The sequence below is a fragment of the Streptomyces sp. NPDC042346 genome (genome assembly GCF_055581845.1).
Window position 1 is genome coordinate 217,450 of sequence record NZ_JBVJEH010000004.1, and the last position, 25,503, is coordinate 242,952.

The 25,503-nt window shown below is 71.1% G+C and carries 22 protein-coding genes; 11 read left to right on the plus strand and 11 right to left on the minus strand.

All coding sequences use genetic code 11. The annotated features are described in order from the left end of the window. Nucleotides 1–272: 272 nt before the first annotated feature. Complete coding sequence (locus ACZ6K0_RS18850) at nucleotides 273–1,145, minus strand: Fic family protein (protein ID WP_469230923.1); 873 nt, start codon at nucleotides 1,143–1,145, stop codon at nucleotides 273–275. 102 nt (nucleotides 1,146–1,247) lie between these two features. On the opposite strand from ACZ6K0_RS18850, the gene ACZ6K0_RS18855 reads away from it, so the two are divergent. Continuing rightward, nucleotides 1,248–2,234 (plus strand): ATP-binding protein, encoded by a 987-nt coding sequence (locus ACZ6K0_RS18855; protein ID WP_469230925.1) that lies wholly within the window; start codon nucleotides 1,248–1,250, stop codon nucleotides 2,232–2,234. 159 nt (nucleotides 2,235–2,393) lie between these two features. Here ACZ6K0_RS18855 and ACZ6K0_RS18860 read toward each other — a convergent pair whose 3' ends face one another. Next, nucleotides 2,394–3,734 carry a polysaccharide deacetylase family protein gene (locus ACZ6K0_RS18860; RefSeq protein ID WP_469230927.1) on the minus strand — a complete coding sequence of 447 codons (1,341 nt, stop codon included), beginning with the start codon at nucleotides 3,732–3,734 and terminating at the stop codon, nucleotides 2,394–2,396. A gap of 308 nt (nucleotides 3,735–4,042) precedes the next feature. Between ACZ6K0_RS18860 and ACZ6K0_RS18865 the strand changes: the two genes are divergently transcribed. The 6 genes from ACZ6K0_RS18865 (at nucleotide 4,043) to ACZ6K0_RS18890 (ending at nucleotide 12,199) form a co-directional block, all read left to right on the plus strand. Beyond that, the gene (locus ACZ6K0_RS18865; RefSeq protein ID WP_469230929.1) at nucleotides 4,043–6,550 is read left to right on the plus strand and encodes a SulP family inorganic anion transporter; all 2,508 of its coding nucleotides are present in this window, start codon (nucleotides 4,043–4,045) and stop codon (nucleotides 6,548–6,550) included. Nucleotides 6,551–6,744: 194 nt separating this feature from the next. Further along, nucleotides 6,745–8,724 carry an acetate--CoA ligase gene (gene acs, locus ACZ6K0_RS18870; protein ID WP_469230931.1) on the plus strand — a complete coding sequence of 660 codons (1,980 nt, stop codon included), beginning with the start codon at nucleotides 6,745–6,747 and terminating at the stop codon, nucleotides 8,722–8,724. Nucleotides 8,725–8,983: 259 nt separating this feature from the next. Beyond that, the gene (nhaA, locus tag ACZ6K0_RS18875) at nucleotides 8,984–10,375 is read left to right on the plus strand and encodes a Na+/H+ antiporter NhaA (RefSeq protein WP_469230933.1); all 1,392 of its coding nucleotides are present in this window, start codon (nucleotides 8,984–8,986) and stop codon (nucleotides 10,373–10,375) included. A 76-nt stretch (nucleotides 10,376–10,451) separates the two neighbouring features. After that, nucleotides 10,452–10,937, plus strand: a complete 486-nt coding sequence (locus ACZ6K0_RS18880) for a phage holin family protein (protein WP_376407013.1) — start codon at nucleotides 10,452–10,454, stop codon at nucleotides 10,935–10,937. Continuing rightward, on the plus strand, nucleotides 10,934–11,869 hold the full coding sequence (locus ACZ6K0_RS18885) for an alpha/beta fold hydrolase (protein WP_469230935.1): 936 nt from the start codon (nucleotides 10,934–10,936) through the stop codon (nucleotides 11,867–11,869). The genes ACZ6K0_RS18880 and ACZ6K0_RS18885 overlap by 4 nt, the downstream gene beginning before the upstream one ends. A 135-nt stretch (nucleotides 11,870–12,004) precedes the next feature. After that, complete coding sequence (locus ACZ6K0_RS18890; RefSeq protein ID WP_376407017.1) at nucleotides 12,005–12,199, plus strand: hypothetical protein; 195 nt, start codon at nucleotides 12,005–12,007, stop codon at nucleotides 12,197–12,199. 91 nt (nucleotides 12,200–12,290) lie between these two features. Here the strand turns inward: ACZ6K0_RS18890 and ACZ6K0_RS18895 are convergent, their stop codons facing one another. From ACZ6K0_RS18895 to nth, 3 genes are all read right to left on the minus strand, one after another. Next, nucleotides 12,291–13,490, minus strand: coding sequence for a MarP family serine protease (locus ACZ6K0_RS18895; protein ID WP_376407019.1), 1,200 nt, complete (start codon nucleotides 13,488–13,490; stop codon nucleotides 12,291–12,293). A gap of 46 nt (nucleotides 13,491–13,536) precedes the next feature. Continuing rightward, nucleotides 13,537–14,271, minus strand: coding sequence for an NUDIX hydrolase (locus ACZ6K0_RS18900; protein ID WP_376407021.1), 735 nt, complete (start codon nucleotides 14,269–14,271; stop codon nucleotides 13,537–13,539). Nucleotides 14,272–14,342: 71 nt separating this feature from the next. After that, entirely contained in the window at nucleotides 14,343–15,287 is a 945-nt protein-coding gene (nth, locus tag ACZ6K0_RS18905) for an endonuclease III (RefSeq protein WP_376407023.1), read from the minus strand. A gap of 306 nt (nucleotides 15,288–15,593) precedes the next feature. Here nth and ACZ6K0_RS18910 point away from each other — a divergent pair, with 306 nt between their 5' ends. Next, nucleotides 15,594–16,268, plus strand: a complete 675-nt coding sequence (locus ACZ6K0_RS18910) for a Crp/Fnr family transcriptional regulator (protein ID WP_015034542.1) — start codon at nucleotides 15,594–15,596, stop codon at nucleotides 16,266–16,268. Nucleotides 16,269–16,342: 74 nt separating this feature from the next. Here ACZ6K0_RS18910 and ACZ6K0_RS18915 read toward each other — a convergent pair whose 3' ends face one another. The 5 genes from ACZ6K0_RS18915 to ACZ6K0_RS18935 form a co-directional block, all read right to left on the minus strand. Continuing rightward, nucleotides 16,343–17,227, minus strand: coding sequence for a prohibitin family protein (locus tag ACZ6K0_RS18915; protein WP_376407024.1), 885 nt, complete (start codon nucleotides 17,225–17,227; stop codon nucleotides 16,343–16,345). Between the two features lie 115 nt (nucleotides 17,228–17,342). After that, nucleotides 17,343–18,173: an MBL fold metallo-hydrolase gene (locus tag ACZ6K0_RS18920; RefSeq protein WP_376407026.1), complete on the minus strand. Its 831-nt coding sequence runs from the start codon at nucleotides 18,171–18,173 to the stop codon at nucleotides 17,343–17,345. Continuing rightward, entirely contained in the window at nucleotides 18,173–19,054 is an 882-nt protein-coding gene (locus ACZ6K0_RS18925; RefSeq protein WP_376407028.1) for an NUDIX hydrolase, read from the minus strand. The genes ACZ6K0_RS18920 and ACZ6K0_RS18925 overlap by 1 nt, the downstream gene beginning before the upstream one ends. 205 nt (nucleotides 19,055–19,259) lie before the next feature. Beyond that, nucleotides 19,260–19,727 (minus strand): RidA family protein, encoded by a 468-nt coding sequence (locus ACZ6K0_RS18930; protein ID WP_024760179.1) that lies wholly within the window; start codon nucleotides 19,725–19,727, stop codon nucleotides 19,260–19,262. Continuing rightward, the gene (locus ACZ6K0_RS18935) at nucleotides 19,724–19,882 is read right to left on the minus strand and encodes a DUF4177 domain-containing protein (protein ID WP_015034547.1); all 159 of its coding nucleotides are present in this window, start codon (nucleotides 19,880–19,882) and stop codon (nucleotides 19,724–19,726) included. Before ACZ6K0_RS18935 ends, ACZ6K0_RS18930 begins: the two co-directional genes overlap by 4 nt. Before the next feature lie 73 nt (nucleotides 19,883–19,955). On the opposite strand from ACZ6K0_RS18935, the gene bagA reads away from it, so the two are divergent. Together bagA and bagB are read left to right on the plus strand one after the other, a co-directional pair. Further along, nucleotides 19,956–20,918, plus strand: a complete 963-nt coding sequence (gene bagA, locus ACZ6K0_RS18940; protein ID WP_376407031.1) for an ATPase BagA — start codon at nucleotides 19,956–19,958, stop codon at nucleotides 20,916–20,918. Between the two features lie 101 nt (nucleotides 20,919–21,019). Further along, nucleotides 21,020–22,381, plus strand: coding sequence for an ATPase BagB (bagB, locus tag ACZ6K0_RS18945; RefSeq protein WP_469231480.1), 1,362 nt, complete (start codon nucleotides 21,020–21,022; stop codon nucleotides 22,379–22,381). Between the two features lie 42 nt (nucleotides 22,382–22,423). Here bagB and ACZ6K0_RS18950 read toward each other — a convergent pair whose 3' ends face one another. Beyond that, nucleotides 22,424–22,768: a WhiB family transcriptional regulator gene (locus tag ACZ6K0_RS18950; protein ID WP_015034550.1), complete on the minus strand. Its 345-nt coding sequence runs from the start codon at nucleotides 22,766–22,768 to the stop codon at nucleotides 22,424–22,426. Nucleotides 22,769–23,184: 416 nt separating this feature from the next. Here ACZ6K0_RS18950 and ACZ6K0_RS18955 point away from each other — a divergent pair, with 416 nt between their 5' ends. Beyond that, complete coding sequence (locus ACZ6K0_RS18955) at nucleotides 23,185–25,425, plus strand: transglycosylase domain-containing protein (protein ID WP_376407033.1); 2,241 nt, start codon at nucleotides 23,185–23,187, stop codon at nucleotides 25,423–25,425. Nucleotides 25,426–25,503: the final 78 nt, after the last annotated feature.

Below are 25,503 nucleotides of genomic sequence, written 5' to 3' on the forward strand. Positions count from 1 at the left end.
GCACCCACGCGACGTCGACCCGTCGATTACGGGCCAGCCGCACCAGGCCAAGGGCAAAGTTCCCGGCCTGATGGGCACTTATCGAGGACGCATGGTAACTGGGTAGACGTGCCAGCGGCGGTACCAGACCTGGTGCCGCCGCAACCCGTTTCCGGCCCGACTCTGGATCGCAACTGGAGCCGGGCCGGGAGCGGTTCCAGGACCGGACCGCTCCCGTATCGGAACCGGTCCGGCCCCCGGAAGCGGAACCGGAAGCGGAACCGGATTCCGCGTCAGGCCGCGCCGCGCTGGAGCGCCTCGCAGACGGCCGTCGACTCCCGGACCCCCAGCTCGACCGAGCGCCCGCAGTGCGCGATCCAGGCACCCACGCCCTCCGGGGTGCCCGACAGGTACCCCTCGAACGCGGCGAGGTACGCCGCCCGCCCCTGTTCGGCGTGGCCGACCTCGGCCGGGCAGATCGCCTTGGGGTCGAGGCCACTGCCGACCAGCGCGATCCGCTCCGCCGCCCGCGCGACCAGGCCGTTGTACGAGGTGAAGGGGCGCAGTGCGAGGAGTTCGCCGTGCACCACCGCGGCCGTCACGAGCGCCGGGGCCTCGCCGCCCGCGACGATCAGCTCCGAAAGCCCTTCGAGACGGCCGGCCACCTCGGAAGGCAGCGGCAGCGGCGCCTCGATCAGCGGCTCGTCGACCGCCTCGCCGTCCAGCCGGGGGCGCCCGACCGAGTCGGCCGAGCTGTCGGCACCGCCCGAGCCGACCGCGAAACCCGTGTCGCCCGAGATTCCCGTGTCGCCCGCGGCAACCAGGTGGAGCCGGGCGAGTACCCGCATCGGCGACTGGCGCCAGATGGAGAGGAGCTGGCCGGCCTCCGCGCCGAGGCGCAGGGCGGCGCCGACCGTGCGGGCCTCGGCGTCGGCGCTGAAGTCGGTGCGCCGCCGGACCTCTTCCAGGGCCCAGTCGGCGCCGGACAGGGCGGCCGAGCCGCGCGCCCCGCGCAGCGCCGCCTCGGAGGAGATCTCGTTGCTGCGGCGCCGCATCACGCGGTGGCCGTAGACCCGGTCGACGGCCTTGCGTACGGAGTCCACCGCGTCGGCGACGCCCGGCAGGGAACCGAGGGCGGCCAAGGGGTCAGAGGCGTGCGTACTCATAAGTAGGGAGGCTACGCGCCCCGGCGGCCCGCCCCACGATGGAGTGGTCTTCTTCACGCACCTTGACCACACCGTGCATTCATGCCGCTACGCTAGGTGAACATGAAGATCGCTTTCGTGGGGAAGGGCGGCAGCGGCAAGACCACGCTGTCCTCGCTCTTCATCCGCCACCTCGCCGCCAACGAGTCCCCGGTCGTCGCCGTCGACGCCGACATCAACCAGCACCTGGGCGCCGCGCTCGGGCTGCCCGAGCCCGAGGCAGCCGCGCTGCCCGCGATGGGCGCGCACCTGCCGCTCATCAAGGAGTACCTGCGGGGCTCCAACCCGCGGATCGTCTCCGCCGACACGATGATCAAGACGACGCCGCCCGGGGAGGGTTCGCGGTTCCTCCGGGTCCGTGAGGACAACCCGGTCTACGAGGCCTGCGCGCGCACGGTCGGGCTCGACGACGGCGAGATCCGGCTGATGGCGACCGGCCCCTTCACGGAGTCGGACCTGGGGGTGTCGTGCTACCACTCGAAGGTCGGCGCGGTGGAGCTCTGCCTCAACCATCTGGTCGACGGGGTCGACGAGTACGTGGTCGTCGACATGACGGCGGGCTCGGACTCCTTCGCCTCCGGCCTCTTCACCCGCTTCGACATGACCTTCCTGGTCGCCGAGCCGACCCTCAAGGGCGTCTCGGTGTACCGCCAGTACAAGGAGTACGCGCGGGACTTCGGCGTCGCGCTCAAGGTCGTCGGGAACAAGGTGCAGGGCCAGGACGACCTCGACTTCCTGCGTGCGGAGGTCGGCGACGACCTGCTGGTGACGGTGGGCCACTCGAACTGGGTCCGCGCGATGGAGAAGGGCCGCCCGCCCCGCTTCGAGCTCCTGGAGGCGGAGAACCGCATGTCGCTCCAGGCCCTCCAGGACGCGGCCGACGACTCGTACGCCCACCGCGACTGGGAGCGCTACACCCGCCAGATGGTCCACTTCCACCTGCGCAACGCGGAGAGCTGGGGCAACGCCAAAACGGGGGCCGACCTGGCGGCGCAGATCGATCCCGACTTCGTCCTCGGCGAACCACTGGCCGTCCCGCAGCTCGGCTGACGAAGCCCGGCGCCACACGCCGCCGGACGGAGTCCGGCGCAGCGCCCCGAAGCCGTGAGGCGCCCCCGGCGCCGAGCGGCGCGAGCGGCGCAAGGACAAAGGGGCCGGGGGCCGACCTGGCGGCGCAGGTCGACCCCGGGTTTGTTCTGGGCGAAGGGGTCAGTGTCGTTCAGCCTGCTTGACGCCGGTCGCCGGGGCGGGCGGCCGGGCGGCCAGGAAGGCCGGCCAGCCGCCCTGCGGGGTCTCGCCGACCTTCAGGGTGCGCATCTTGGCGATGACGTCGGGGTCCTGGGCGTCGAGCCAGTCGGCGAGCTGGCGGAAGGACACGCACTTGACGTCCTTCTGCACGCAGACCGTCGCGATGGTCTCCTCGATGGCACGCATGTACGTGCCGCCGTTCCAGGACTCGAAGTGGTTGCCGATGATGAGCGGCGCGCGGTTGCCCCGGTAGGAGCGCTCGAAGGCCTGCACCAGGCCGTCCCGCATCTGGTTGCCCCAGTACTCGTGCTGCGAGGCGTCGCCCTGGGTCGTGCCGGGAGACTGGTTGACCAGGAAGTTGTAGTCCATGGACAGCGTCTGGAAGGCGCGGCCGGGGACCGGCACGAGCTGCATCGACAGGTCCCACAGGCCCAGGTCCTTCTTGGGCCAGATCTGGTCGTTGACGCCGCTCGTGTCGTAGCGGAAGCCCATCTCGCTCGCCGCCTGGACGAAGTTCTTGCGCCCCTCCAGACAGGGGGTGCGGGCGCCGACGAGCTCCTTGTCGTAGTCGAAGGGCAGCGGCTGCTCCGTACGGAGCCCGGCGTTCGTCTTCCAGTTCTTGACGAAGGACTTCGCCTGGTTGATCTCGCTCTTCCACTCCTCGGGCGACCAGTTGCCGACCCCGGACTCCGGCCCGCAGAAGTGCCCGTTGAAGTGGGTGCCGATCTCGTTGCCCTCCTGCCACGCCGCACGCAGTTCGCGAACGGTGGCACGGATGCCCTCGACGTCGTTGAAGCCGATGTCGGAGCGGCCCGCACTGTGCTGCGGCGGGTCGTAGAGCTTCCGCTTCTCCTCGGGCAGCAGGTACACGCCGCTGAGGAAGTACGTCATGGTCGCGTCGTACTTCTTGCCGACCGAGCGGAAGTGGGAGAACAGCTTCTGGCTGTCCTCGCCCGCCCCGTCCCACGAGAAGACCACGAACTGCGGCGGGGTCTCCCCCGGCTTGAGCCGCTGCCAGACCGGCTGGTGCGGCTGGGCGCCGGTGAAGGCCGTGGAGCCGTCGCCGATCAGGCGCACCGCGTTCTGTGGAGCCGCGGCCGGGCCCTTCTTGGCGCCGGCACCGGCACCGGCATCCGCACCGGCACCCGCCCCGGCCCCGCCCGGCACGCCCTTCGTCGCGGCGCCGTCGGAGCCCGAGCAGCCGGCGAGGCCGGTGATCAGGGCGACAGCGAGGGCGCCGGCGGCGAGCGCCCTCTTGTGGACTGCCTTGTGGACTGCGGTCCTTCTCCCGGCGGCTGGCATCCGCCCACCTCTCCTCAGAGCACGTTCCGTACGAGCGGCGTCAACGTCGCACCGCACCCGCCGGAGAGATGAAACGACAAGCGGCAATCCGTTCGTCTATCACCGGAACCGGTGAATCATTGCCCTGTTTGCCCCGAAAATAATGCCGGAGACTTTACTCTCCATTACGATCCATTTACCGAGCGTTGATCCCACCCCTCCCGGGATCCCGCCGGAATCCCGCCGCTGCACGCCGTGACCCACGGCCGCGACCCCCACGTTCGTCCCGCACGAGCCGCGACCGCGCTGCCCCGGAGGAGACGGGAAACATGACCCTCTGCACCCCTGCCCGCAAGACCACCCGACCCGAGACCACCCGACCCCGAGTCCAGCGGCCCCACAGCCCGCCGGACGGCCCGCGCCGCTTCCGCGTCGCCGGCGCGGACCTGTCCGCCTCGGTCGCCGTCTTCCTGATCGCCCTGCCGCTCTCGCTCGGCATCGCCCTCGCCACCGGAGCCCCGCTCCAGGCCGGCCTGGTCGCCGCGGCCGTCGGCGGCATCGTCGCCGGCCGGTTCGGCGGCTCCCCGCTCCAGGTGAGCGGCCCCGCCGCCGGCCTCACGGTCGTGACCGCGGAGCTCATCCAGCGGTACGGCTGGCGCACCACCTGCGCCATCACCGTCCTCGCCGGACTCGCCCAACTCGCCCTGTCCGCCCTCCGCGTGGCCCGCTCGGCCCTGGCCGTCTCGCCCGCGATCGTGCACGGCATGCTGGCCGGGATCGGCGTCACCATCGCCGTCGCCCAGCTGCACATCGTGCTCGGCGGCACCCCGCAGAGCTCCACCGTGGACAACGTCCTCGGCCTGCCCGCCCAGTTGGCGCGCATCCACCCGTCCGCGCTCGCCATCAGCGCCCTCACCGTGACGGTGCTGCTGTCCTGGCCGAAGCTCCCGGGGCGGGCCGGCCGGCTCGTACGGAAGGTCCCCGCCGCACTCGTCGCGGTGGCCGGGGCGACGGCGGTGGCCGTCGTCGCCGGGCTCGCCGTGCCCCGCGTCGACCTGCCCTCCTGGAGCAGCCACGCACTGCCCGGCCTGCCCGAGGGCCCGGTCCTCGGCATCGCCGCCGGAGTGCTCACGATCACCCTGGTCACGAGCGTGCAGTCGCTGCTCTCCGCCGTCGCGGTCGACAAGCTGGTCGCCGCCCGCGCGGACCTCGGCCGGAGCGTCCCGCGCTCCCACCTCGACCGCGAGCTCGCCGGACAGGGCGCGGCCAACGTGGTCTCCGGGGTGCTCGGCGGACTGCCGGTCGCCGGGGTCGCCGTCCGCAGCGTCGCCAACGTGTCGGCGGGCGCGGTGAGCCGAGCCTCCACCATGCTCCACGGCCTGTGGGTCGTGCTCGCGGCCCTGCTGCTCGTCCCGGTGCTCGACCTGATCCCGTTGGCCGCGCTCGCCGCCCTCGTCATGGTGGTCGGCATCCAGATGGTCAGCATCACCCACATCCGCACGGTCACCCGGCACCGCGAGGTCGTCGTCTACGCCGTGACGCTGGCCGGTGTCGTCCTCGTCGGCATCCTGGAGGGCGTCGCCCTGGGCATCGCCGTGGCCATCGCCGTCGCGATGCACCGGCTGGCCCGCACCCGGATCAGCCGCGAGGAGCGGGACGGCAGGCAGCTGCTGCACGTACGGGGCCAGCTGACCTTCCTCGCCGTCCCCCGGCTGAGCCGGGCCCTGCACCAACTGCCCCAGGGGTCCCACGTGGTGGTCGAGCTGGACGGCTCGTTCATGGACCACGCCGCCTACGAGACGCTGAGCGAGTGGACGGCCGGGCACCTCGCCCGCGGCGGCACGGTCGAGACGACCGGCCCGTCCGGCGCCCGGATCGCCGAACCCTCCGCCCGTACGGCCGCCGACTCGGCCCCGCCGACCTGCTGCCGGCCCTGGACCCCGTGGCACAACCACCAGTGCGGGGAGCGGCCCGCCGCCGAGCAGGACCGGGCCGCCCCCGAGCCCGCCGCCGAGCCCCGGCGGACGTCGGGGCTGCGGCTGGCCAGTGGCATCGGGAAGTTCCAGCGGAACACCGCCCCGCTCGTGCGGGACGAACTCGCCCGGCTCGCCCGCGAGGGCCAGAGCCCCTCGCAGCTCTTCCTGACCTGCGCGGACTCCCGCCTGGTCACGAGCATGATCACCTCCAGCGGCCCCGGCGACCTCTTCACCGTGCGGAACGTCGGCAATCTCGTCCCCCTCCCCGGCGAGGAGAGCGGTGACGACTCGGTGGCGGCGGCGATCGAGTACGCGGTGGACGTGCTGCGGGTCGAGTCGATCACCGTGTGCGGCCACTCCGGCTGCGGCGCGATGCAGGCCCTGCTGGGCAGCGGCCCGGACGATCCGGCGACACCGCCGACCCCGCTGCGGCGCTGGCTGCGGCACGGCCGGCCGAGCCTGGAGCGGATGGCGAGCCGGCGGCACGCCTGGGCCCGGATCTCCGGGCGGCTGCCGGCCGACGCGGTCGAGCAGCTCTGCCTGACCAACGTGGTGCAGCAGTTGGAGCACCTCAGGGCGTACGAGTCGGTGGCGCGCCGGCTGGCCGAGGGCAGCCTCACGCTGCACGGCATGTACTTCCACGTGGGCGAGGCGCAGGCGTACCTGCTCGCCGGCACGGACGAGGTGCACAGCTACGACGACGTCTTCACCCAGGTCATGCCGACGGACCACTGGGAGCCGGAACGTCCCGAGACGGACCGCCCGGATTCAGCCCGCCCGGAGACAGTCCACCCGGATTCAGCCCACCCGGAGACAGCTCACCCGGAGACGGTTCGTCTGGAGACCGCGCGCGCGTCCTGAACCATCGGCTCCGCCCGTCCGTGAGACTGTGTGGCCCCTTCTCCCACCCGCTCGGGAAGAAGGGGCCACCGCACGTCGATCAGCTCACAGGTCTAAACCAATTCCCTGGAGGCTCTTGTCACCCGGGCCTCTGACTGATGAGCTATGACGCGGGACACATACGCACAGAGGACGCCCTGGGAAAGGGAGATGTCGTGAGCAACGAATCCTTGGCCAACCTGCTCAAGGAAGACAGGCGGTTCGCGCCGCCTGCCGAGCTGGCCGCGGACGCCAATGTGACGGCGGAGGCGTACGAGCAGGCCAAGGCGGACAGGCTGGGCTTCTGGGCCGAGCAGGCCAAGCGCCTGACCTGGGCCACCGAGCCGACCGAAACGCTCGACTGGTCGAACCCGCCGTTCGCCAAGTGGTTCGCGGACGGCGAGCTGAACGTGGCGTACAACTGCGTCGACCGTCATGTCGAGGCCGGGCACGGCGACCGGGTCGCCATCCACTTCGAGGGCGAGCCGGGCGACAGCCGCGCCATCACCTACGCCGAGCTGAAGGACGAGGTCTCCAAGGCGGCCAACGCCCTGACCGAGCTGGGCGTCCGCAAGGGCGACCGCGTCGCCGTCTACCTGCCGATGATCCCCGAGGCGGCCATCACGATGCTGGCCTGCGCCCGCGTCGGCGCCGCCCACTCGGTGGTCTTCGGCGGCTTCTCGGCCGACGCCGTGGCCTCCCGCATCCAGGACGCCGACGCCAAGCTGGTCGTGACCGCCGACGGCGGCTACCGCCGCGGCAAGCCGAGCGCCCTGAAGCCGGCCATCGACGAGGCCGTCGCCAAGTGTCCGCAGGTCGAGCACGTCCTCGTGGTCCGCCGCACGGGCCAGGACACCGCCTTCACCGAGGGCCGCGACGTCTGGTGGGACGACATCGTCGCCCGCCAGTCCGCCGAGCACACCCCGGAGGCCTTCGAGGCGGAGCACCCTCTCTTCATCCTCTACACCTCCGGTACGACGGGGAAGCCGAAGGGCATCCTGCACACGTCCGGCGGCTACCTCACCCAGGCCGCGTACACGCACCACGCGGTCTTCGACCTCAAGCCGGAGACCGACGTCTACTGGTGCACCGCCGACATCGGCTGGGTCACCGGGCACTCGTACATCGTCTACGGCCCGCTGGCCAACGGCGCGACGCAGGTCATGTACGAGGGCACCCCGGACACCCCGCACCAGGGCCGGTTCTGGGAGATCGTGCAGAAGTACGGCGTCACGATCCTCTACACGGCGCCCACCGCGATCCGCACGTTCATGAAGTGGGGCGACGACATCCCCGCGAAGTTCGACCTGTCCAGCCTCCGCGTGCTGGGCTCGGTCGGCGAGCCGATCAACCCCGAGGCCTGGGTCTGGTACCGCGAGCACATCGGCGCCAACAAGACCCCGATCGTGGACACCTGGTGGCAGACCGAGACCGGCGCGATGATGATCTCGCCGCTGCCGGGCGTCACCGAGACCAAGCCGGGCTCCGCCCAGCGCGCGCTGCCCGGCATCTCCGCGACCGTCGTCGACGACGAGGCGAACGAGGTGCCGAACGGCGGCGGCGGCTACCTGGTCCTCACCGAGCCGTGGCCGTCCATGCTCCGCACGATCTGGGGCGACGACCAGCGGTACATCGACACGTACTGGTCCCGCTTCGAGGGCAAGTACTTCGCCGGTGACGGCGCCAAGAAGGACGAGGACGGCGACATCTGGCTCCTCGGCCGGGTCGACGACGTCATGCTCGTCTCGGGCCACAACATCTCGACCACCGAGGTCGAGTCGGCGCTCGTCTCGCACCCGGCCGTGGCCGAGGCGGCCGTCGTCGGCGCCGCCGACGAGACCACCGGACAGGCCATCGTCGCCTTCGTCATCCTGCGGGGCTCCGCGAGCGAGACGGTGACATCATCCGCTGACGCGGTGGAGAACCTCGTCGCCGACCTGCGCAACCACGTCGGCGCGACCCTCGGCCCGATCGCCAAGCCGAAGCGGGTCCTGCCGGTCGCGGAGCTGCCGAAGACCCGCTCGGGCAAGATCATGCGCCGCCTGCTGCGCGACGTGGCGGAGAACAGGGAGCTCGGGGACGTCACGACGCTCACCGACTCCTCGGTCATGTCGCTCATCCAGACGCAGCTGCCGACCACGTCCAGCGAGGACTGAGCCTCAGCAGCCGCGTACGACAGGAACGACGTGAACGCCCGCCCCGAACCGTTCGGGGCGGGCGTTTCCCGTGCCGGGGCACGCCCGGCCCCGATGGGACGAATGCCACAGATATCCATAAAGTGATTCTCGCCGGACACAACCCTCGCTCGTTAGGTAAAGTAAGGACCGCGTCAGGAACGCGACAGAAATACCTAGGTGCGCCGGGAAGTCTGGTCGGCATGTGCTTCGCCCTGCCCGCCCGACGGAGGTTCCCCACGTGTCCGCACCCACCGACCGCAAGTTTCTCGGCCGGCTCTCCCTGCCCGAGCGGCGCTACCTCACGGATGCCCTGCGCACCGAGACCGTCGGCGGCGTACTCCTCCTCCTCGCCGCCGTGGCCGCCCTCATCTGGGCCAACACCCCCGCGGCCGAGAGCTACAAGACGGTCCAGGACTTCCACATAGGCCCCAGCGCCCTCGGCCTCGACCTGTCGATCCAGCACTGGGCGGCCGACGGCCTCCTCGCGATCTTCTTCTTCGTCGCCGGCATCGAGCTCAAGCGCGAGCTCGTCGCGGGCGAGCTCCGCGACCCCAAGGCCGCCGCGCTCCCCGTCATCGCCGCGATCTGCGGCATGGCCGCGCCCGCCCTCGTCTACGCCCTGGTCAACACCCTCGGCAACGGCTCGATGGACGGCTGGGCCGTACCCACCGCGACCGACATCGCGTTCGCGCTCGCCGTCCTCGCCGTCATCGGCACCTCGCTGCCGTCCGCACTGCGCGCCTTCCTGCTGACCCTCGCCGTCGTCGACGACCTCTTCGCGATCCTGATCATCGCGGTCTTCTTCACCAGCGACCTGAACTTCGCCGCGCTCGGCGGCGCCGTCGCCGGACTCGTCCTCTTCTGGGTCCTGCTCCGCGCGAACGTCCGCGGCTGGTACGTGTACGTCCCGCTGGCCCTCGTCATCTGGGCCCTGATGTACAACAGCGGCGTCCACGCCACCATCGCCGGCGTCGCGATGGGCCTGATGCTGCGCTGCACCACCCGCGAGGGTGAGAAGCACTCCCCCGGCGAGCACATCGAGCACCTCGTACGCCCGCTCTCGGCCGGCCTCGCCGTACCGCTGTTCGCGCTCTTCTCCGCCGGTGTCAGCGTCTCCGGCGGGGCGATCGGCGACGTCTTCACCCAGCCGGTCACCCTCGGCGTCGTCCTCGGCCTCGTCGTCGGCAAGGCCATCGGCATCTTCGGCGGCACCTGGCTCGCCGCCCGCTTCACCAAGGCCGAGCTCAACCCCGACCTGACCTGGCCGGACGTCTTCGCCGTCGCCTCCCTCGCCGGCATCGGCTTCACCGTCTCCCTGCTCATCGGCGAGCTCGCCTTCGTCGGCGACGAGGCCCTCACCGACGAGGTGAAGGCCGCCGTCCTCATCGGCTCCCTCATCGCGGCCGTCCTCGCGTCCGTCCTGCTGAAGCTCCGGGTCCGCAAGTACCAGGCGCTCATCGCCGACGAGGAGCGCGACGAGGACCACGACGGCATCCCGGACATCTACGAGCAGGACAACCCGGCGTACCACCTGCGCATGGCGGAGATCTACGAGCGGAAGGCCGCCGAGCACCGCGAGCGCGCCCAAGCGGCGGGGGCATCGCGCGACGAGGCCGACCGTCCGGCATGATCTGACTCGGACCGTAGAAGAGGACTCGCACCGTAAGAAGAGAACCTCGGACCGCAGAAGAGAAGAGGGAGCAGCGATGAGCGACCCGTTCGACGGGACCGAGCGCAGCCTGGGCCAGCTGGTCGCCTCGGCGACCGCCGAGATGTCCGCGCTGGTGCACGACGAGATCGCCCTGGCCAAGGCCGAGATCAGGCAGGACGTCAAGCGTGGCGCGATCGGCAGCGTCGCGGGCATCACCGCCGGCGTGATGCTGCTGTTCTCGCTGCCGATGCTGAGCTTCGCCCTCGCGTACGCCATCAACACCTGGACCGGCGGGCACAACGGCAACGGGGGCTGGAACCTCGTCTGGTGCTTCCTGCTCTCCTTCGCGGCGAACGTACTGATCGCCGGGCTCCTCGGCTTCATCGCGTACGCCAAGTTCCGCAAGGTGAAGCCGCCGGAGAAGTCCATCGCCTCCGCGAAGGAGACGGCCGCCCTGCTGTCCACGGTGAAGCCCCACCCGCGCCCGGAGCCGGCCAAGGCGCTGGACAAGGCCTCCGCTGTGGCACGCTCGTCCGTATGACCCTCCCCGAGAGCAGCAGCGGCAACGGCGGGCCCGTCCGGCTCGACGGGCCGTGGACCCATCGCGACGTGGCCGCCAACGGCGCCCGCTTCCACATCGCCGAGATGGGCGACGGCCCGCTGGTGCTGCTCCTCCACGGCTTCCCGCAGTTCTGGTGGACCTGGCGCCACCAGCTGCCGGCCCTCGCCGACGCGGGGTTCCGGGCCGTGGCGATGGACCTGCGCGGGGTGGGCGGCAGCGACCGTACGCCCCGGGGTTACGACCCCGCCAACCTGGCCCTCGACATCACCGGCGTCATCCGCTCCCTCGGGGAGCCGGACGCGGCGCTCGTCGGCCACGACCTGGGCGGCTACCTCGCCTGGACGGCGGCCGTGATGCGGCCCAAGCTGGTGCGCCGCCTGGCCGTCTCGTCGATGCCGCACCCGCGCCGCTGGCGGTCGGCGATGCTCGCCGACTTCTCCCAGTCACGGGCCGGCTCGCACATCTGGGGCTTCCAGCGGCCGTGGCTCCCGGAGCGCCGGCTCGTCGCGGACGACGCGGCGCTCGTCGGGGAGCTCATCCGGGACTGGTCGGGGCCGCGCCCCGCCGACGAGGAGGCCGTCGAGGTCTACCGGCGGGCGATGCTGGTTCCGTCGACGGCGCACTGCTCGATCGAGCCGTACCGCTGGATGGTGCGCTCCCTGGCCCGCCCCGACGGCATCCAGTTCAACCGGCGCATGAAGCGGCCCGTACGGGTGCCGACGCTGCACCTCCACGGCTCCATGGACCCGGTGATGCGGACCCGCAGCGCGGCCGGCTCGGGCGAGTACGTGGAGGCGCCGTACCGCTGGCGGCTCTTCGACGGACTCGGCCACTTCCCGCACGAGGAGGACCCGGTGGCCTTCTCCACGGAGCTCGTCAACTGGCTGAAGGACCCCGAGCCCGACCGCTGACACACCGTCTGAACAGCGGTCCGGCCACGCTTCTGACGTACAGGCATCCGTCGAACGGCCATGTGCCCGGCGCATACTCCAATTGGCGGGCCCCCGGGCGGTTACCGACCTTGGGCCACGGGCAGACGTCGAGGTATGGGCTGGACGCACGACTACGGTGACACAGCACGCAACCGCCGCTCGGCCGCTGGGCCGGGCTCCCGAGAGAGGGGTGGCCCGCAGGACCAGGGCCACGCGCACGCCGTGCAAGGGGTAGGGATCTCGCGCATCCTGCGCCGCCGGGCCCGGTGGGTCTCGGCCCGGCTCCGGCATCCACGCGACACCCCCTAGGGGGTACGCGGCGTACGCGGGGAACGGGCGGCGTACGCGGGGAACGAGCGGCGTACGCGGGGAACGGGCGATTCAAGCGGTACGAGCGGGATCAGAGGGCGCAGGCCTGGGTGTCGACCTCCTGGACGGCGGTCCGGCCGCGCTCGATGTCCTCGCGGATCTCGTCGACCGTCAGGGCGTACCCCGTGTTCACGTCGTCGAGGGAGCGGGCGAAGATCACGCCGTACACCTCGCCGTCGTCGGTGAGGAGCGGGCCGCCGGAGTTGCCCTGGCGGACCGTCGCGTAGAGCGAGTACACGTCCCTGCGCACCTCGTCCCGCTGGTAGATGTCGGGGCCCTTGGCGCTGATACGGCCCCGGACGCGCGCCGATCGCACGTCGTACGCGCCGTTCTCCGGGAAGCCGGCGACGATCGCGCCGTCGCCGCTGCGGGCGTCCTCCTCGGAGAAGGTCAGCGGCTCCGCCTTGAGGGCCGGCACGTCCAGGACGGCGATGTCGCGCTGCCAGTCGTAGAGGACGACCTTCGCGTCGTAGAGCTTGCCCTCGCCGCCTATCTGGACGGTCGGCTCGTCGACCCCGCCGACGACATGGGCGTTGGTCATGACCCGGCGGTCGGCGAAGACGAAGCCGGTGCCCTCGAAGACCTTGCCGCAGCTCTGCGCGGTGCCGACGACCTTCACGATGGAGCGCTGGGCGCGGTCGGCGACCGGGCTGTCGGCGAGCGCCGGGTCGGGCGGGGTGACCGGGGTGATCGGCTCGTTGGCGAAGGGGCTGAAGACCGGCGGGAAGCCGCTGCGGGCCAGGGTGGAGCTGAAGTCGTCGAACCAGCCGGACGCCTGATCCGGCATCACCTGCTCGACCCCGAGCAGGACCTTCGAGTTCCGCACCTCCTTGCCCAGGGTGGGCAGCGAGGTACGGGCGAGGGCGGAGCCGATCAGCCAGGCCACGAGGAGCATCGCGACGACGTTCACGAGGGCGCCGCCGGTGGCGTCCAGGGCGCGCACCGGTGACCAGGTGATGTGCCGGCGCAGTTTGTTGCCGAGGTGGGTGGTGAACGCCTGGCCGACCGAGGCGCAGACGATGACCACCATCACGAAGACGACCGTCGCCGTGGTCGAGACCTCGCTGTCGTCCGTCAGCTGCTCCCAGAGGACCGGGAGCAGCAGCACGGCGACGAGACCGCCGCCGAGGAACCCGATCACCGACAGGATGCCGACCACGAATCCCTGGCGATATCCGATGACGGCGAACCACACGGCGGCGAGCAGCAACAAGATGTCCAGCACGTTCACCGTCGTTAGCCTCGCAAATTCGTTTCGGTCGCCCGGGGTCAGCCTGTCATGAGCGCCAGTCGAGCGGGACCTGCTTGGCCCGGTCCCAGGGACGCTCCCAGCCGGAGAAGTGCAGGAGCCGGTCGATCACTCCGGCGGTAAAACCCCAGACCAGAGCGGACTCGACCAGGAACGCGGGGCCCTGGTGGCCGCTCGGGTGGACGGCCGTCGCACGGTTCGCGGGATCCGTGAGATCCGCCACGGGCACGGTGAAGACACGGGCGGTCTCGCCGGGGTCGACGACCCCGACCGGGCTCGGGGCGCGCCACCAGCCGAGGACGGGGGTGACGACGAAGCCGCTGACCGGGATGTAGAGCTGCGGGAGCACGCCGAAGATCTGGACCCCCGCCGGGTCGAGCCCGGTCTCTTCCCGGGCCTCCCGCAGGGCGGCGCGCAGCAGCCCGCCGTCCGCCGGGTCGCCGTCCTCCGGGTCGAGGGCGCCGCCCGGGAAGGAGGGCTGCCCGGCGTGCGAGCGCAGGCTGCCGGCGCGCTCCATGAGGAGCAGCTCGGGACCGCGCTCGCCCTCGCCGAAGAGGACGAGGACGGCGGACTGGCGGCCGGCGCCGCTCGCGGGCGGCAGGAAGCGGCTCAGCTGCTCGGGCGCGACCGTGCGGGCGGCCCGGTCGACGGGGCCGAGCCAGCCGGGCAGCCCGGCCCGGTCGACGAGGCCGCCGGTGCCGGGGCCGCGGCCCTCTCGGCCACGGACGTGCTCGCCGTGGATGTCTTCGTCAGTGCGCGTCATAGGCACCCCGTGTTTCACAACGCGATCGGTGGACGGGTTCGTTCCCGGCGGCTCGGCCCCGGAGGCCGGTCTCAGCCACTCGCGCCCAGCGGGGGCGCGGGGCGGCCCGGGTAGCCGGGCGGCGGGTCGAGCCGCTGGCCCGGGAAGCCGCCCATCTCGTACTTGAGCAGCTTCTTCGCCTTCTCCGGGTCCGTCTCGCCCTCGCCGTACGAGGGGCAGAGGTGGGTGATGGGGCAGGCGCCGCACGCGGGCTTGCGGGCGTGGCAGATCCGGCGGCCGTGGAAGATCACCCGGTGCGAGAGCATGGTCCACTCGCTCTTCGGGAAGATCTCGGCGATCTCCGCCTCGATCTTGACCGGGTCCTCCTGCTCGGTCCACTTCCAGCGCCGCACGAGGCGCATGAAGTGGGTGTCGACGGTGATGCCGGGGACCCCGAAGGCGTTCCCGAGGACGACGAACGCGGTCTTGCGGCCGACGCCGGGGAGCTTGACGAGGTCCTCCAGGCGGCCCGGCACCTCTCCGCCGAAGTCGTCCCTGAGGGCAGCGGCCAGGCCCATGATCGACTTGGTCTTGGCCCGGAAGAAGCCGGTCGGGCGGATCAGCTCCTCGACCTCCTCCGGCACGGCGGCGGCGAGGTCCTCGGGCGTGGGGTACTTCGCGAAGAGGGCGGGAGTGGTCTGGTTGACCCGCAGGTCGGTGGTCTGCGCGGAGAGGACCGTGGCGACGAGCAGCTCGAAGGGGTTCCGGAAGTCGAGCTCCGGGTGGGCGTACGGGAAGACCTCGGCGAGCTCGCGGTTGATCTTCCGCGCCCGCCGGACCATCGCGAGCCGCGACTCGGGCTTGGCCGCCTTGGTCGGCCTCGCCGACTTGGCTGATCCCGCCGACTTGGCCGCCTTGGCCGATTCCGCGGGCTCGGTCGCCTTGGCCGACCCCGCCGGCTTGGCTGCCCTGGCCGACCCCGCCGCCTTGGCCGCCGACTTGGCCGACCCTGCCGACTTGGCCGTTTCGGAGCCCACAACTGTCCGATTCGAGGCTTTCGCCCGCTTCGACACGCCGTGTTCGCCCACAGCGGAATAACCTTCGCCCGACACTCTTTCAGCCCCCTTGGCCTGCGCTCTCACCGGCGAGTTGGACACCCGGCCAGCCTAGGGGCCACCACCGACATCCGCCCCGGGCATGGCCGATCGGACCTCAAACGGGCCCCTGCCGTACGCGCGGGTAGCCAAGTGCGTCAAACTTGTTGTGATTGATCGCACTGTTTTGTGCGTCCGGCATCATGGGACCCAGGTCCTTTGAGCAGGTCGACAGTATGGAGAGAACTCGTGGACGACGTTCTGCGGCGCGCCCCGCTCTTCGCGGCGCTCGATGACGAGCAGGCCGCCGAGCTGCGCGCCTCGATGAGTGAGGCGACGCTCGCCCGTGGCGACGCGCTGTTCCACGAAGGCGACCCCGGTGACCGCCTGTACGTGGTCACCGAGGGCAAGGTGAAGCTGCACCGCACCTCCCCCGACGGCCGCGAAAACATGCTGGCGGTCCTCGGCCCCGGCGAGCTCATCGGTGAGCTCTCCCTCTTCGACCCGGGCCCGCGCACCGCGACCGCCACGGCGCTGACCGAGGTCAAGCTGCTCGGTCTCGGCCACGGCGACCTCCAGCCCTGGCTGAACGCCCGCCCCGAGGTGGCCACCGCGCTGCTTCGCGCGGTCGCCCGCCGGCTGCGCAAGACCAACGACCAGATGTCCGACCTGGTCTTCTCCGACGTGCCGGGCCGTGTCGCCCGCGCGCTCCTCGACCTGTCGCGCCGCTTCGGCGTGCAGTCGGAGGAGGGCATCCACGTCGTGCACGACCTCACCCAGGAGGAGCTGGCCCAGCTGGTCGGCGCCTCCCGCGAGACGGTCAACAAGGCGCTCGCCGACTTCGCCCAGCGCGGCTGGCTGCGTCTTGAGGCCCGCGCGGTGATCCTGCTGGACGTGGAGCGCCTCGCGAAGCGCTCGCGGTAGGCACCTCCGTACGTAAGCGAAAGGCCGCCCCGGTCGTCGGACCGGGGCGGCCTTTCGCGTACGTGCGGGGACGGTCAGCGCTTCGAGCCGTCCACGATCACGGGGGCCGAGGCGCCGTTCGCGCAGGGCACGGTGTAGATCGGGTTCTTCGCCGCGGCCTCCTTGAACGCGTCGATGCACTGGTTCATCAGGACCTTGTCCGTCAGCGAGTCGTTGAGGATCCTGTTGGCGCGGGCGATGCCCTCCGCCTCGATCCGGCGCCGGTCGGACTCGGCCTTGGCCGTACGGGCGGCCTCAAGGGCACGCTCGGTCGACTGCTGCTGCTGGATCTTGCGGTCGATCTGGCCCTGGAGCGAGTCCGAGGGCTTCACGTTGCGCAGGTTGACCGTGGTCACGTCGATCCCGCGCGGGACGAGGCGCTCCTTGATCAGGGCGCCGATCTCGGCGTTGATCTTCTCGCGGTCGGAGGCGTACCCCTGCTCGCTGGTGTAGCGGGCGAAGACGTTACGGACGATCTCCCGGCTGTCCGGGTAGACGAGCCGCTGCTGGATGGCGTCCTCGCTGCCCGCGAGCTTGTACAGCTCGACGGACTTGGCCGGGACGACGGCCCACTTCACCGTCACCTCGGCGTACATGACACCGCCCTGCGAGGAGCGGACCTCGACCACGTCCTTGTCGGAGAGGTTGAGGTCGACGGGGCGGGTGGAGAAGGTCGTGACGTCGGTGAACGGCGACTTCACGTGCATGCCCGAGGTCATGGGCGAGCCCACCTTGCCGAAGGCGACCGGCACACCGACCTCGTACGCGCTGATCACGTAGGTCATGCTCACGATCAACGAGAACACACCGGCCAGGACGGCGCCGAGGGCACCGAACTTCAGCCCCTTGGAGTCGTTGGCGCGGCCGACGAAGAAGAGCACCACTGCGGCTATGACCAGCAGGATGGCGATGACGAACACGGGCGTTCCCCCCGAGAGCTACGGCCAGAAGTAAGCGGAGCGTAAAGCACAGGTCAAGACGACCGACGCGGCGGGGGCTCGCTCGGTTCCGGATCGTGACAACTCCACCCGCCGCTCAGACCAGGCCGCGCTCCCGCAGGTACTCCAGCTGCGCCCGTACGGACAGCTCCGCCGCGGGCCACAGCGAGCGGTCCACGTCCGCGTACACGTGCGCGACGACCTCCGCCGCCGTCCGGTGGCCGCTCTCGACCGCCGTCTCGACCTGGGCGAGCCGGTTCGCCCGGTGCGCCAGATAGAACTCCACGGCCCCCTGCGCGTCCTCCAGGACCGGCCCGTGCCCCGGCAGGACCGTGTGCACCCCGTCGTCGACGGTGAGCGAGCGCAGCCGCCGCAGCGAGTCCAGGTAGTCGCCGAGCCGCCCGTCCGGATGCGCGACCATCGTCGTGCCGCGCCCCAGGATCGTGTCCCCCGTCAGCACCGCCCGGTCGGCGGGCAGATGGAAGGAGAGCGAGTCCGAGGTGTGCCCGGGCGTCGGGACGACCCGTACCTCCAGGCCGCCGACCGCCACCACGTCCCCCTCGCCGAGCCCCTCGTCGCCGAGCCGCAGCGCCGGGTCGAGGGCCCGCACGGCGGTCCGGGTCAGCTCGGCGAAGCGGCCCGCACCCTCGGCGTGGTCCGGGTGGCCGTGGGTGAGCAGGGTGAGCGCGACCCGCTTGCCGAGCTTCTCGGCGGTCTCGACGACATGGCGCAGATGGCCCTCGTCGAGCGGACCCGGGTCAACGACGACGGCGAGGTCCGAGCCGGGCTCGGAGAGGAGCCAGGTGTTCGTGCCGTCGAGGGTCATCGCCGACGGGTTCGGCGCGAGGACGTTCACCGCGCGGTCGGTCGCGGGACCGGAGACGACGAGCCCGCGCGGCTGCCCGGGCAGGGCGGCGGCGTCGCTCATCACGCACCCCCGACCGGGATGATCTTGGTGAACTCCTCGTGCCCCGGCCAGCTCAGGACCAGCTCGTCGCCCTCCAGGCGCGCCTGTGCGAGCACGGGGGCCAGGTCCTGGTCCCCGGCCGCTCCCAGCGCCTCGGCGGCCGTGCCGTACGGCTCCAGGGCGCGCAGGGTCGAGATCGTCGGCGGCATCATCGTCAGCTCGCCGCGGTCGTAGCCGGCCGCGGCCTCCGCCGGGCGGATCCAGACGGTCCGGTCGGCCTCCGTGGAGGCGTTGCGGGTGCGCTGCCCGGCCGGGAGCGCGGCCACGAAGAACCACGTGTCGTACCGGCGCTGCTCGAACTCGGGCGTGATCCAGCGGGCCCACGCGCCGAGCAGGTCCGAGCGCAGGACGAGCCCGCGCCGGTCGAGGAAGTCGGCGAAGGACAGCTCCCGGGCGACGAGCGCCTCCCGGTCCCGCTCCCAGTCCTCGCCGGTGGTGTCGCCGACCACGGTGTCCGCGGTCTCCCCGGCGAGCAGGACGCCCGCCTCCTCGTACGTCTCGCGCACGGCGGCACAGACCACGGCCTGGGCCTGCGCGGCGTCGCCCTCGTCGAACCCGAGGCGCGCGGCCCAGGCACCGAGGGAGGGCCCCGCCCAGCGGACCGGCTGCTCGTCACGCGGGTCGACCCCGCCGCCGGGGTAGGCGTACGCGCCGCCCGCGAAGGCCATCGAGGCGCGGCGGCGCAGCATGTGCACGTCCGGCCCCGCGGCCCCGTCCCGCAGGAGGAGCACGGTGGCGGCGCGCCGGGGGCTCACCGGGGTGAGCTCGCCCGCGGCGAGGGCGCGGATGCGGTCGGGCCATTCCGGCGGGTACCACTGACCGTTCGGCTGAGCATTCGACATGGGCGGATGCTATGCGCAAGCACGCAATTGCACGAGAGCCGGTTCCCTCCGACGCGCGCCGACGCGCGAGAGCCGGTTCCGTCTCACGTGCGAGAGCCGGTTCCGTCTCACGTACGAGAGCCGGTCCCCTCCCACGCACGAGAGAGAGCCGGTTCCCTCCCACGAAGGAACCGGCTCTTCACGCACTGTGCGGGGTTACGGGCGGTCAGGCCTCCAGCTCCACCTGGACCTCGACCTCGACCGGCGCGTCGAGCGGCAGCACGGCCACGCCGACGGCGCTGCGCGCGTGCACGCCCTTGTCGCCGAGGACCGCGCCGAGCAGCTCGCTCGCGCCGTTGATGACGCCCGGCTGCCCGGTGAAGTCGGAGGCGGAGGCGACGAAGCCCACGACCTTCACGACCCGCTTGATCCGGTCCAGGTCACCGGCGACCGACTTCACGGCCGCGAGGGCGTTCAGCGCGCAGGTGGCCGCGAGCTGCTTGGCCTCCTCGGCTGTGACCTCGTCGCCGACCTTGCCGGTCACCGAGAGCTTGCCCCCCACCATCGGGAGCTGGCCCGAGGTGTAGACGTACACGCCCGACTGCACGGCCGGCTGGTACGCGGCCAGCGGCGGCACGACCTCCGGCAGGGTCAGGCCGAGCTCGGCGAGCTTCGCCTCGACGGCCCCGCTCACGACTTGGCCCGCTTCAGGTAGGCCACGAGCTGCTCGGGGTTGTTCGGCCCGGGCACGACCTGGACGAGCTCCCAGCCGTCCTCGCCCCAGGTGTCCAGAATCTGCTTCGTCGCGTGCACCAGAAGCGGCACCGTGACGTACTCCCACTTGGTCATGGAGGCGACTGTATCCGCTGCCGCGGGGCGGCCTCCTGATTGGGCGCCGCCGCCAGTGGTTAGGCTCGACAGCGTGAGCAGGCTCCAGGTCGTCAGCGGCAAGGGCGGTACCGGTAAGACGACGGTCGCCGCCGCCCTCGCGCTCGCCCTCGCGACGGAGGGCAAACGCACCCTCCTCGTCGAGGTCGAAGGCAGACAGGGCATCGCACAGCTCTTCGAGACGGAAGCGCTTCCGTACGAGGAACGCAAGATCGCCGTCGCGCCGGGCGGCGGCGAGGTGTACGCGCTGGCCATCGACGCCGAGCGCGCGCTCCTCGACTACCTCCAGATGTTCTACAAACTGGGCAGCGCGGGGCGGGCCCTGAAGAAGCTCGGCGCGATCGACTTCGCGACGACGATAGCCCCGGGGGTACGGGACGTCCTGCTGACCGGCAAGGCGTGCGAGGCGGTCAGACGGCGCGAGAAGCACGGCGGCCACACCTACGACCACGTGGTCATGGACGCGCCGCCCACCGGCCGCATCACCCGCTTCCTCAACGTCAACGACGAGGTCGCGGGGCTCGCCAGGATCGGCCCGATACACAACCAGGCGCAGGCCGTCATGCGGGTCCTCAAGTCGCCCGAGACGGCGGTCCATCTGGTGACGCTCCTGGAGGAGATGCCGGTCCAGGAGACGGCGGACGGCATCGCGGAGCTCCGCGCGGCCGAACTGCCGGTGGGGCGGGTCGTGGTGAACATGGTCCGCCCGCACGTCCTCGACGAGGCGGCGGTACGGGCCGCCTCCGGCGACCACCGGGACGCGATCGCGCGGAGCCTGGCCTCCGCCGGCGTCACGGGCGGCACGCGGCTCGTCGAACCGCTCCTCGACCAGGCGGCCGAGCACGCCCGGCGGGTGGAGCTGGAGCGGGAGCAGCGGGCGGTCCTGGACGGCATCGGCGTGCCCGCGTACGAGCTCCCCTTCCTCGGGGACGGCGGGGACATCGCGGGGCTCTACCGGCTGGCGAAGGAACTGCGGAAGCAAGGGGTGGGCGCGTGACGGAGAAGGCGACCGCCGAGGGGACTCCCGGCCCGACCGGTATCGACGCGACCGGCCTCGACGCGACCGGTGTCTCTACGACCGGCCTCGACGCATCCGGTATCAACCCGACCGGTCTCGACACGGCCGGCCTCGACGCGGTCCCCGTGCTGGAGCTCGACCCGCTCATCGACGACCGGGGCACCCGCATCATCGTCTGCTGCGGCGCGGGCGGGGTCGGCAAGACGACCACGGCGGCGGCCCTCGGCGTACGGGCGGCGGAGCGCGGCCGGCGCGTGGTCGTGCTCACCATCGACCCGGCGCGGCGGCTGGCGCAGTCGATGGGCATCGACTCCCTCGACAACACGCCCCGCAAGGTCGACGGGATCAAGGGGTCCGACGGCGGCGAACTGCACGCCATGATGCTCGACATGAAGCGGACCTTCGACGAGATCGTCGAGGCGCACGCGGACCCCGAGCGGGCCCGGGCGATCCTGGAGAACCCCTTCTACCAGTCCCTGTCGGCCGGATTCGCCGGTACGCAGGAGTACATGGCGATGGAGAAGCTGGGGCAGCTCCGGGCGCGCGACGAGTGGGACCTGATCGTGGTCGACACGCCGCCGTCCCGTTCGGCCCTGGACTTCCTGGACGCGCCGAAGCGGCTGGGGTCCTTCCTCGACGGGAAGTTCATCAAGCTGCTCATGGCCCCGGCGAAGGTGGGCGGCCGGGCCGGGATGAAGTTCCTCAACGTCGGCATGTCGATGATGACGGGGACGCTCGGGAAGCTCCTCGGGGGCCAGTTCCTCAAGGACGTGCAGACCTTCGTGGCGGCGATGGACACGATGTTCGGCGGTTTCCGGACCCGCGCCGACGCCACGTACCGACTGCTCCAGGCCCCGGGCACGGCCTTCCTCGTCGTCGCCACGCCGGAGCGGGACGCGCTGCGCGAGGCCGCGTACTTCGTGGAGCGGCTCGCGGCCGAGGAGATGCCGCTGGCGGGTCTCGTCCTCAATCGCGTCCACGGCAGCGGCGCGGCCGGCCTCTCGGCCGAGCGGGCGCGGGCCGCCGCGGAAAATCTTGACGAGGGGCGCATGACGGATCAGGGGGGCGGGAAGACTGCTCGAAGTGGCTCCCCGGCCACGTCGCCCGAGCTGTCAGACCTCGCCACCACCGCCGCCGCCGTACCTTCCGTACCCGAGGCTGCCCCCACAGCCGAACCGGCCGCACAGCACCCAGACGTACGCACACACGCACACGCACATGACGACGTAGACGTAGACGTACGACATCTCACCGCGGGACTTCTGCGCCTGCATGCCGAGCGCATGCGGGTGCTCGCGCGTGAGCAGCGCACGCGCGACCGCTTCACCGCGCTCCACCCCGAGGTGGCGGTGGCCGAAGTGGCCGCCCTGCCCGGCGATGTGCACGACCTCGCCGGGCTGCGGGCCATCGGTGACCGGCTCACGGCCGGACGCATGCCCTAGGCCTGAGCCTCTCCTGTTCCCGTTCCCGTACGCGCTCGGGGACTAGCCGACCGCGGCGTACGCCTCGTACGTCGCGTCGTCCTCGATCGCCACGGGCAGCAGGCCCGCACCCCGCTCGTACTCCGTCCGCGCGGTCTCCAGGAGCCGGCGCCACGAGGTGACGGTCGGCCGTCGGCGCAGCAGGGCGCGTCGCTCGCGCTCCGTCATGCCGCCCCACACACCGAACTCCACCCGGTTGTCGAGGGCGTCGGCGAGGCACTCGGTCCGCACCGGACATCCGGTGCACACCGCCTTTGCCCTGTTCTGCGCCGCTCCCTGCACGAAAAGTTCATCCGGATCGGTAGTGCGGCAGGCCGCCTGCGCACTCCAGTCAGCTACCCAGCCCATACCGGCGCCGTCCTCTCCCGAATCGAGGCTCCCCCACGGCGGCAGCGGCATATTCACCGCTGCCAGTTGGGACGTTACGGAAGGTGGGCACAGCGCAACACCCCCTTCGGGCCCAATCTTGAATGGCCCGAACGGACTATGCGTGCGCGTCAGATCACCCAGGGGAGTGATCGAAGGACATGCGTGTGATAGGGGACATACCGCCTGGATACGCCCTTCCTCACCGGCGCCATTTCAGACACCGGGTGACGCATGGTCCGGAAACGGACACGAGCTTCCCGTGTTTCGGGGTCACGGGAATTCATGTCGATGTCACGCACGGGTCTTGATGCGAGACCGCACTGCTGTGACAGTTGTGAGCAGCTTAGGCCAAGGCATATACGCGTGTCCGGCGAATGAGAACGTAGGCTGCCCCCATGGCAAAGAAGCGCTCGGGCGGTGGTCTGACCGGGACCCAGCAGGCCGCCAAGTTCCTCGGTGTCAGTGTGCTCTCCGGAGCCGTGCTGGCGGGCATCGCCCTGCCCGCGGCCGGAGCACTCGGCTTGGCCGCGAAGGGCACGGTCGAGGGATTCGACGAGATCCCCTCCAACCTGAAGACCCCGCCGCTGAGTCAGCGCACCACCATTCTCGACGCCGAGGGCGGTCTCCTCGCCACGGTGTACTCGCGGGACCGGAAGGTCGTCCCGCTGGACAAGATCTCCCCGTACATGCAGAAGGCGATCGTCGCGATCGAGGACGGCCGCTTCTACGAGCACGGGGCGATCGACCTCAAGGGCGTGCTGCGCGCGATCAACCGCAACGCGCAGTCGGGCGGGGTCTCGCAGGGCGCGTCCACGCTGACCCAGCAGTACGTGAAGAACGTCTTCGTCGAGGAGGCCGGCGACGACCCCGAGAAGGTCGCGCAGGCCACCCAGCAGACCATCGGCCGCAAGGTCCGCGAGCTGAAGTTCGCGATCCAGGTCGAGGAGGAGCTGGGCAAGAAGAAGATCCTCGAGAACTACCTCAACATCACGTTCTTCGGGCAGCAGGCGTACGGCATCGAGGCCGCCTCCCAGCGGTACTTCTCCAAGCCGGCCGCCGACCTGACCCTGGGCGAGGCGGCGATGATGGCCGGTCTCGTCCAGTCGCCGAGCCGCTACGACCCGATCAACGACATCCAGGAAGCCACCAAGCGCCGCAACGTGGTCCTCCAGCGGATGGCCGACGTGAACGACATCAGCCAGGCGGAGGCGGACAAGGCGAAGGCCACGCCGCTCAAGCTGAAGGTCAAGACGCCGAAGAACGGCTGCATCACCGCCGTCGACGGCGCCGGCTTCTTCTGCGACTACGTCCGCAAGACGATCCTCAGCAGCCCGGTCTTCGGGAAGACGGCCGAGGAGCGGCAGAAGCTGTGGAACCTGGGCGGTCTCACCGTCAGGACCACGCTCGACCCGAAGGCGCAGGCGGCGGCCAACGAGGCCGCCGTGGCCAAGGTCAACAAGGACGACGGGGTCGCGACCGCCGTCGTCCAGGTCCAGCCCGGCACCGGCAAGATCCTGTCGATGGGCCAGTCCCGCCCGTACGGCCTGGACCAGAAGCAGCACCAGACGACGCTCAACCTCGCCGTCGGCAGCAAGATGGGCGGCACCACGTACGGCTTCCCGGTCGGCTCGACCTTCAAGCCGATCACGGCCGCCGCCGCCCTGGAGAAGGGGCTGAGCCCGGCGCAGAGCTTCGACACGCCGTGGAAGATCAACATGAAGGAAAACGACTTCACGCGCTGCGACGGCAAGCCGGCGGGCTACGCCGACTGGTCCGTCCAGAACGAGCTCGAGTCGGAAAAGGGCATGTACGACATGACGAGTGCCCTCGGCAAGTCCATCAACACGTACTTCGCCAAGCTGGAGCAGATGGCCGGCCTGTGCGAGACGCTGACGATGGCGAAGAACGTCGGCTACGAGCGCGAGCTGGGCAAGCACATCATGCAGAGCCCGTCGGCCACGCTCGGCAGCCTGGAGAGCACCCCGCTCGACATGGCCTCCGTCTACGCCACCTTCGCCAACCGCGGCATGTACTGCACCCCGGTCGCCATCGAGTCGATCAAGGCCGCCAACGGCGACAAGCTGAACGTGCCGCAGAGCAAGTGCTCGCGGGCGATGTCCGACCGCACCGCCGACACCATCAACCAGATGCTGAAGGGCGTGGTCGAGGACGGCACCGGTACGCGGGCGGGTCTGACCGACCGGGACAACGCGGGCAAGACCGGTACCACCGAGGGCCGCAAGGACGCCTGGTTCGTCGGCTACACGCCGGACCTGTCCACCGCCGTCTGGGTCGGCGACGACGTCGGCAAGCGCGACGAGATGTTCGACCTCACCATCGGCGGCGTCTACTACGACAAGGTCTGCGGTGGCTGCCTCCCCGGTCCCATCTGGCGGATCGCGATGACGGGCGCCCTGGGCGACGAGAAGCCGGGCTTCAACACCATCTCCGTACCGCGGGCCGAGAAGCCCAAGGACAAGGAGAAGGAAGGCGACGAAGGCCCGAACAAGCCGAAGAAGCCGGGCGACGCCAAGCCGGGCGAGACGAAGCCGCCGAAGAACCCGTTCCCCGGGATCACGATCCCGCCGGACATGTTCGGCGACGGCAACGCCAACCGCCGCGGCGGAAACCGCTGACGCGGAGACAGACAGACGGATACGAGGAAGGGCGCCCCACCAGGAGTGGGGCGCCCTTCCTCGTACGTGTTCCGTGTA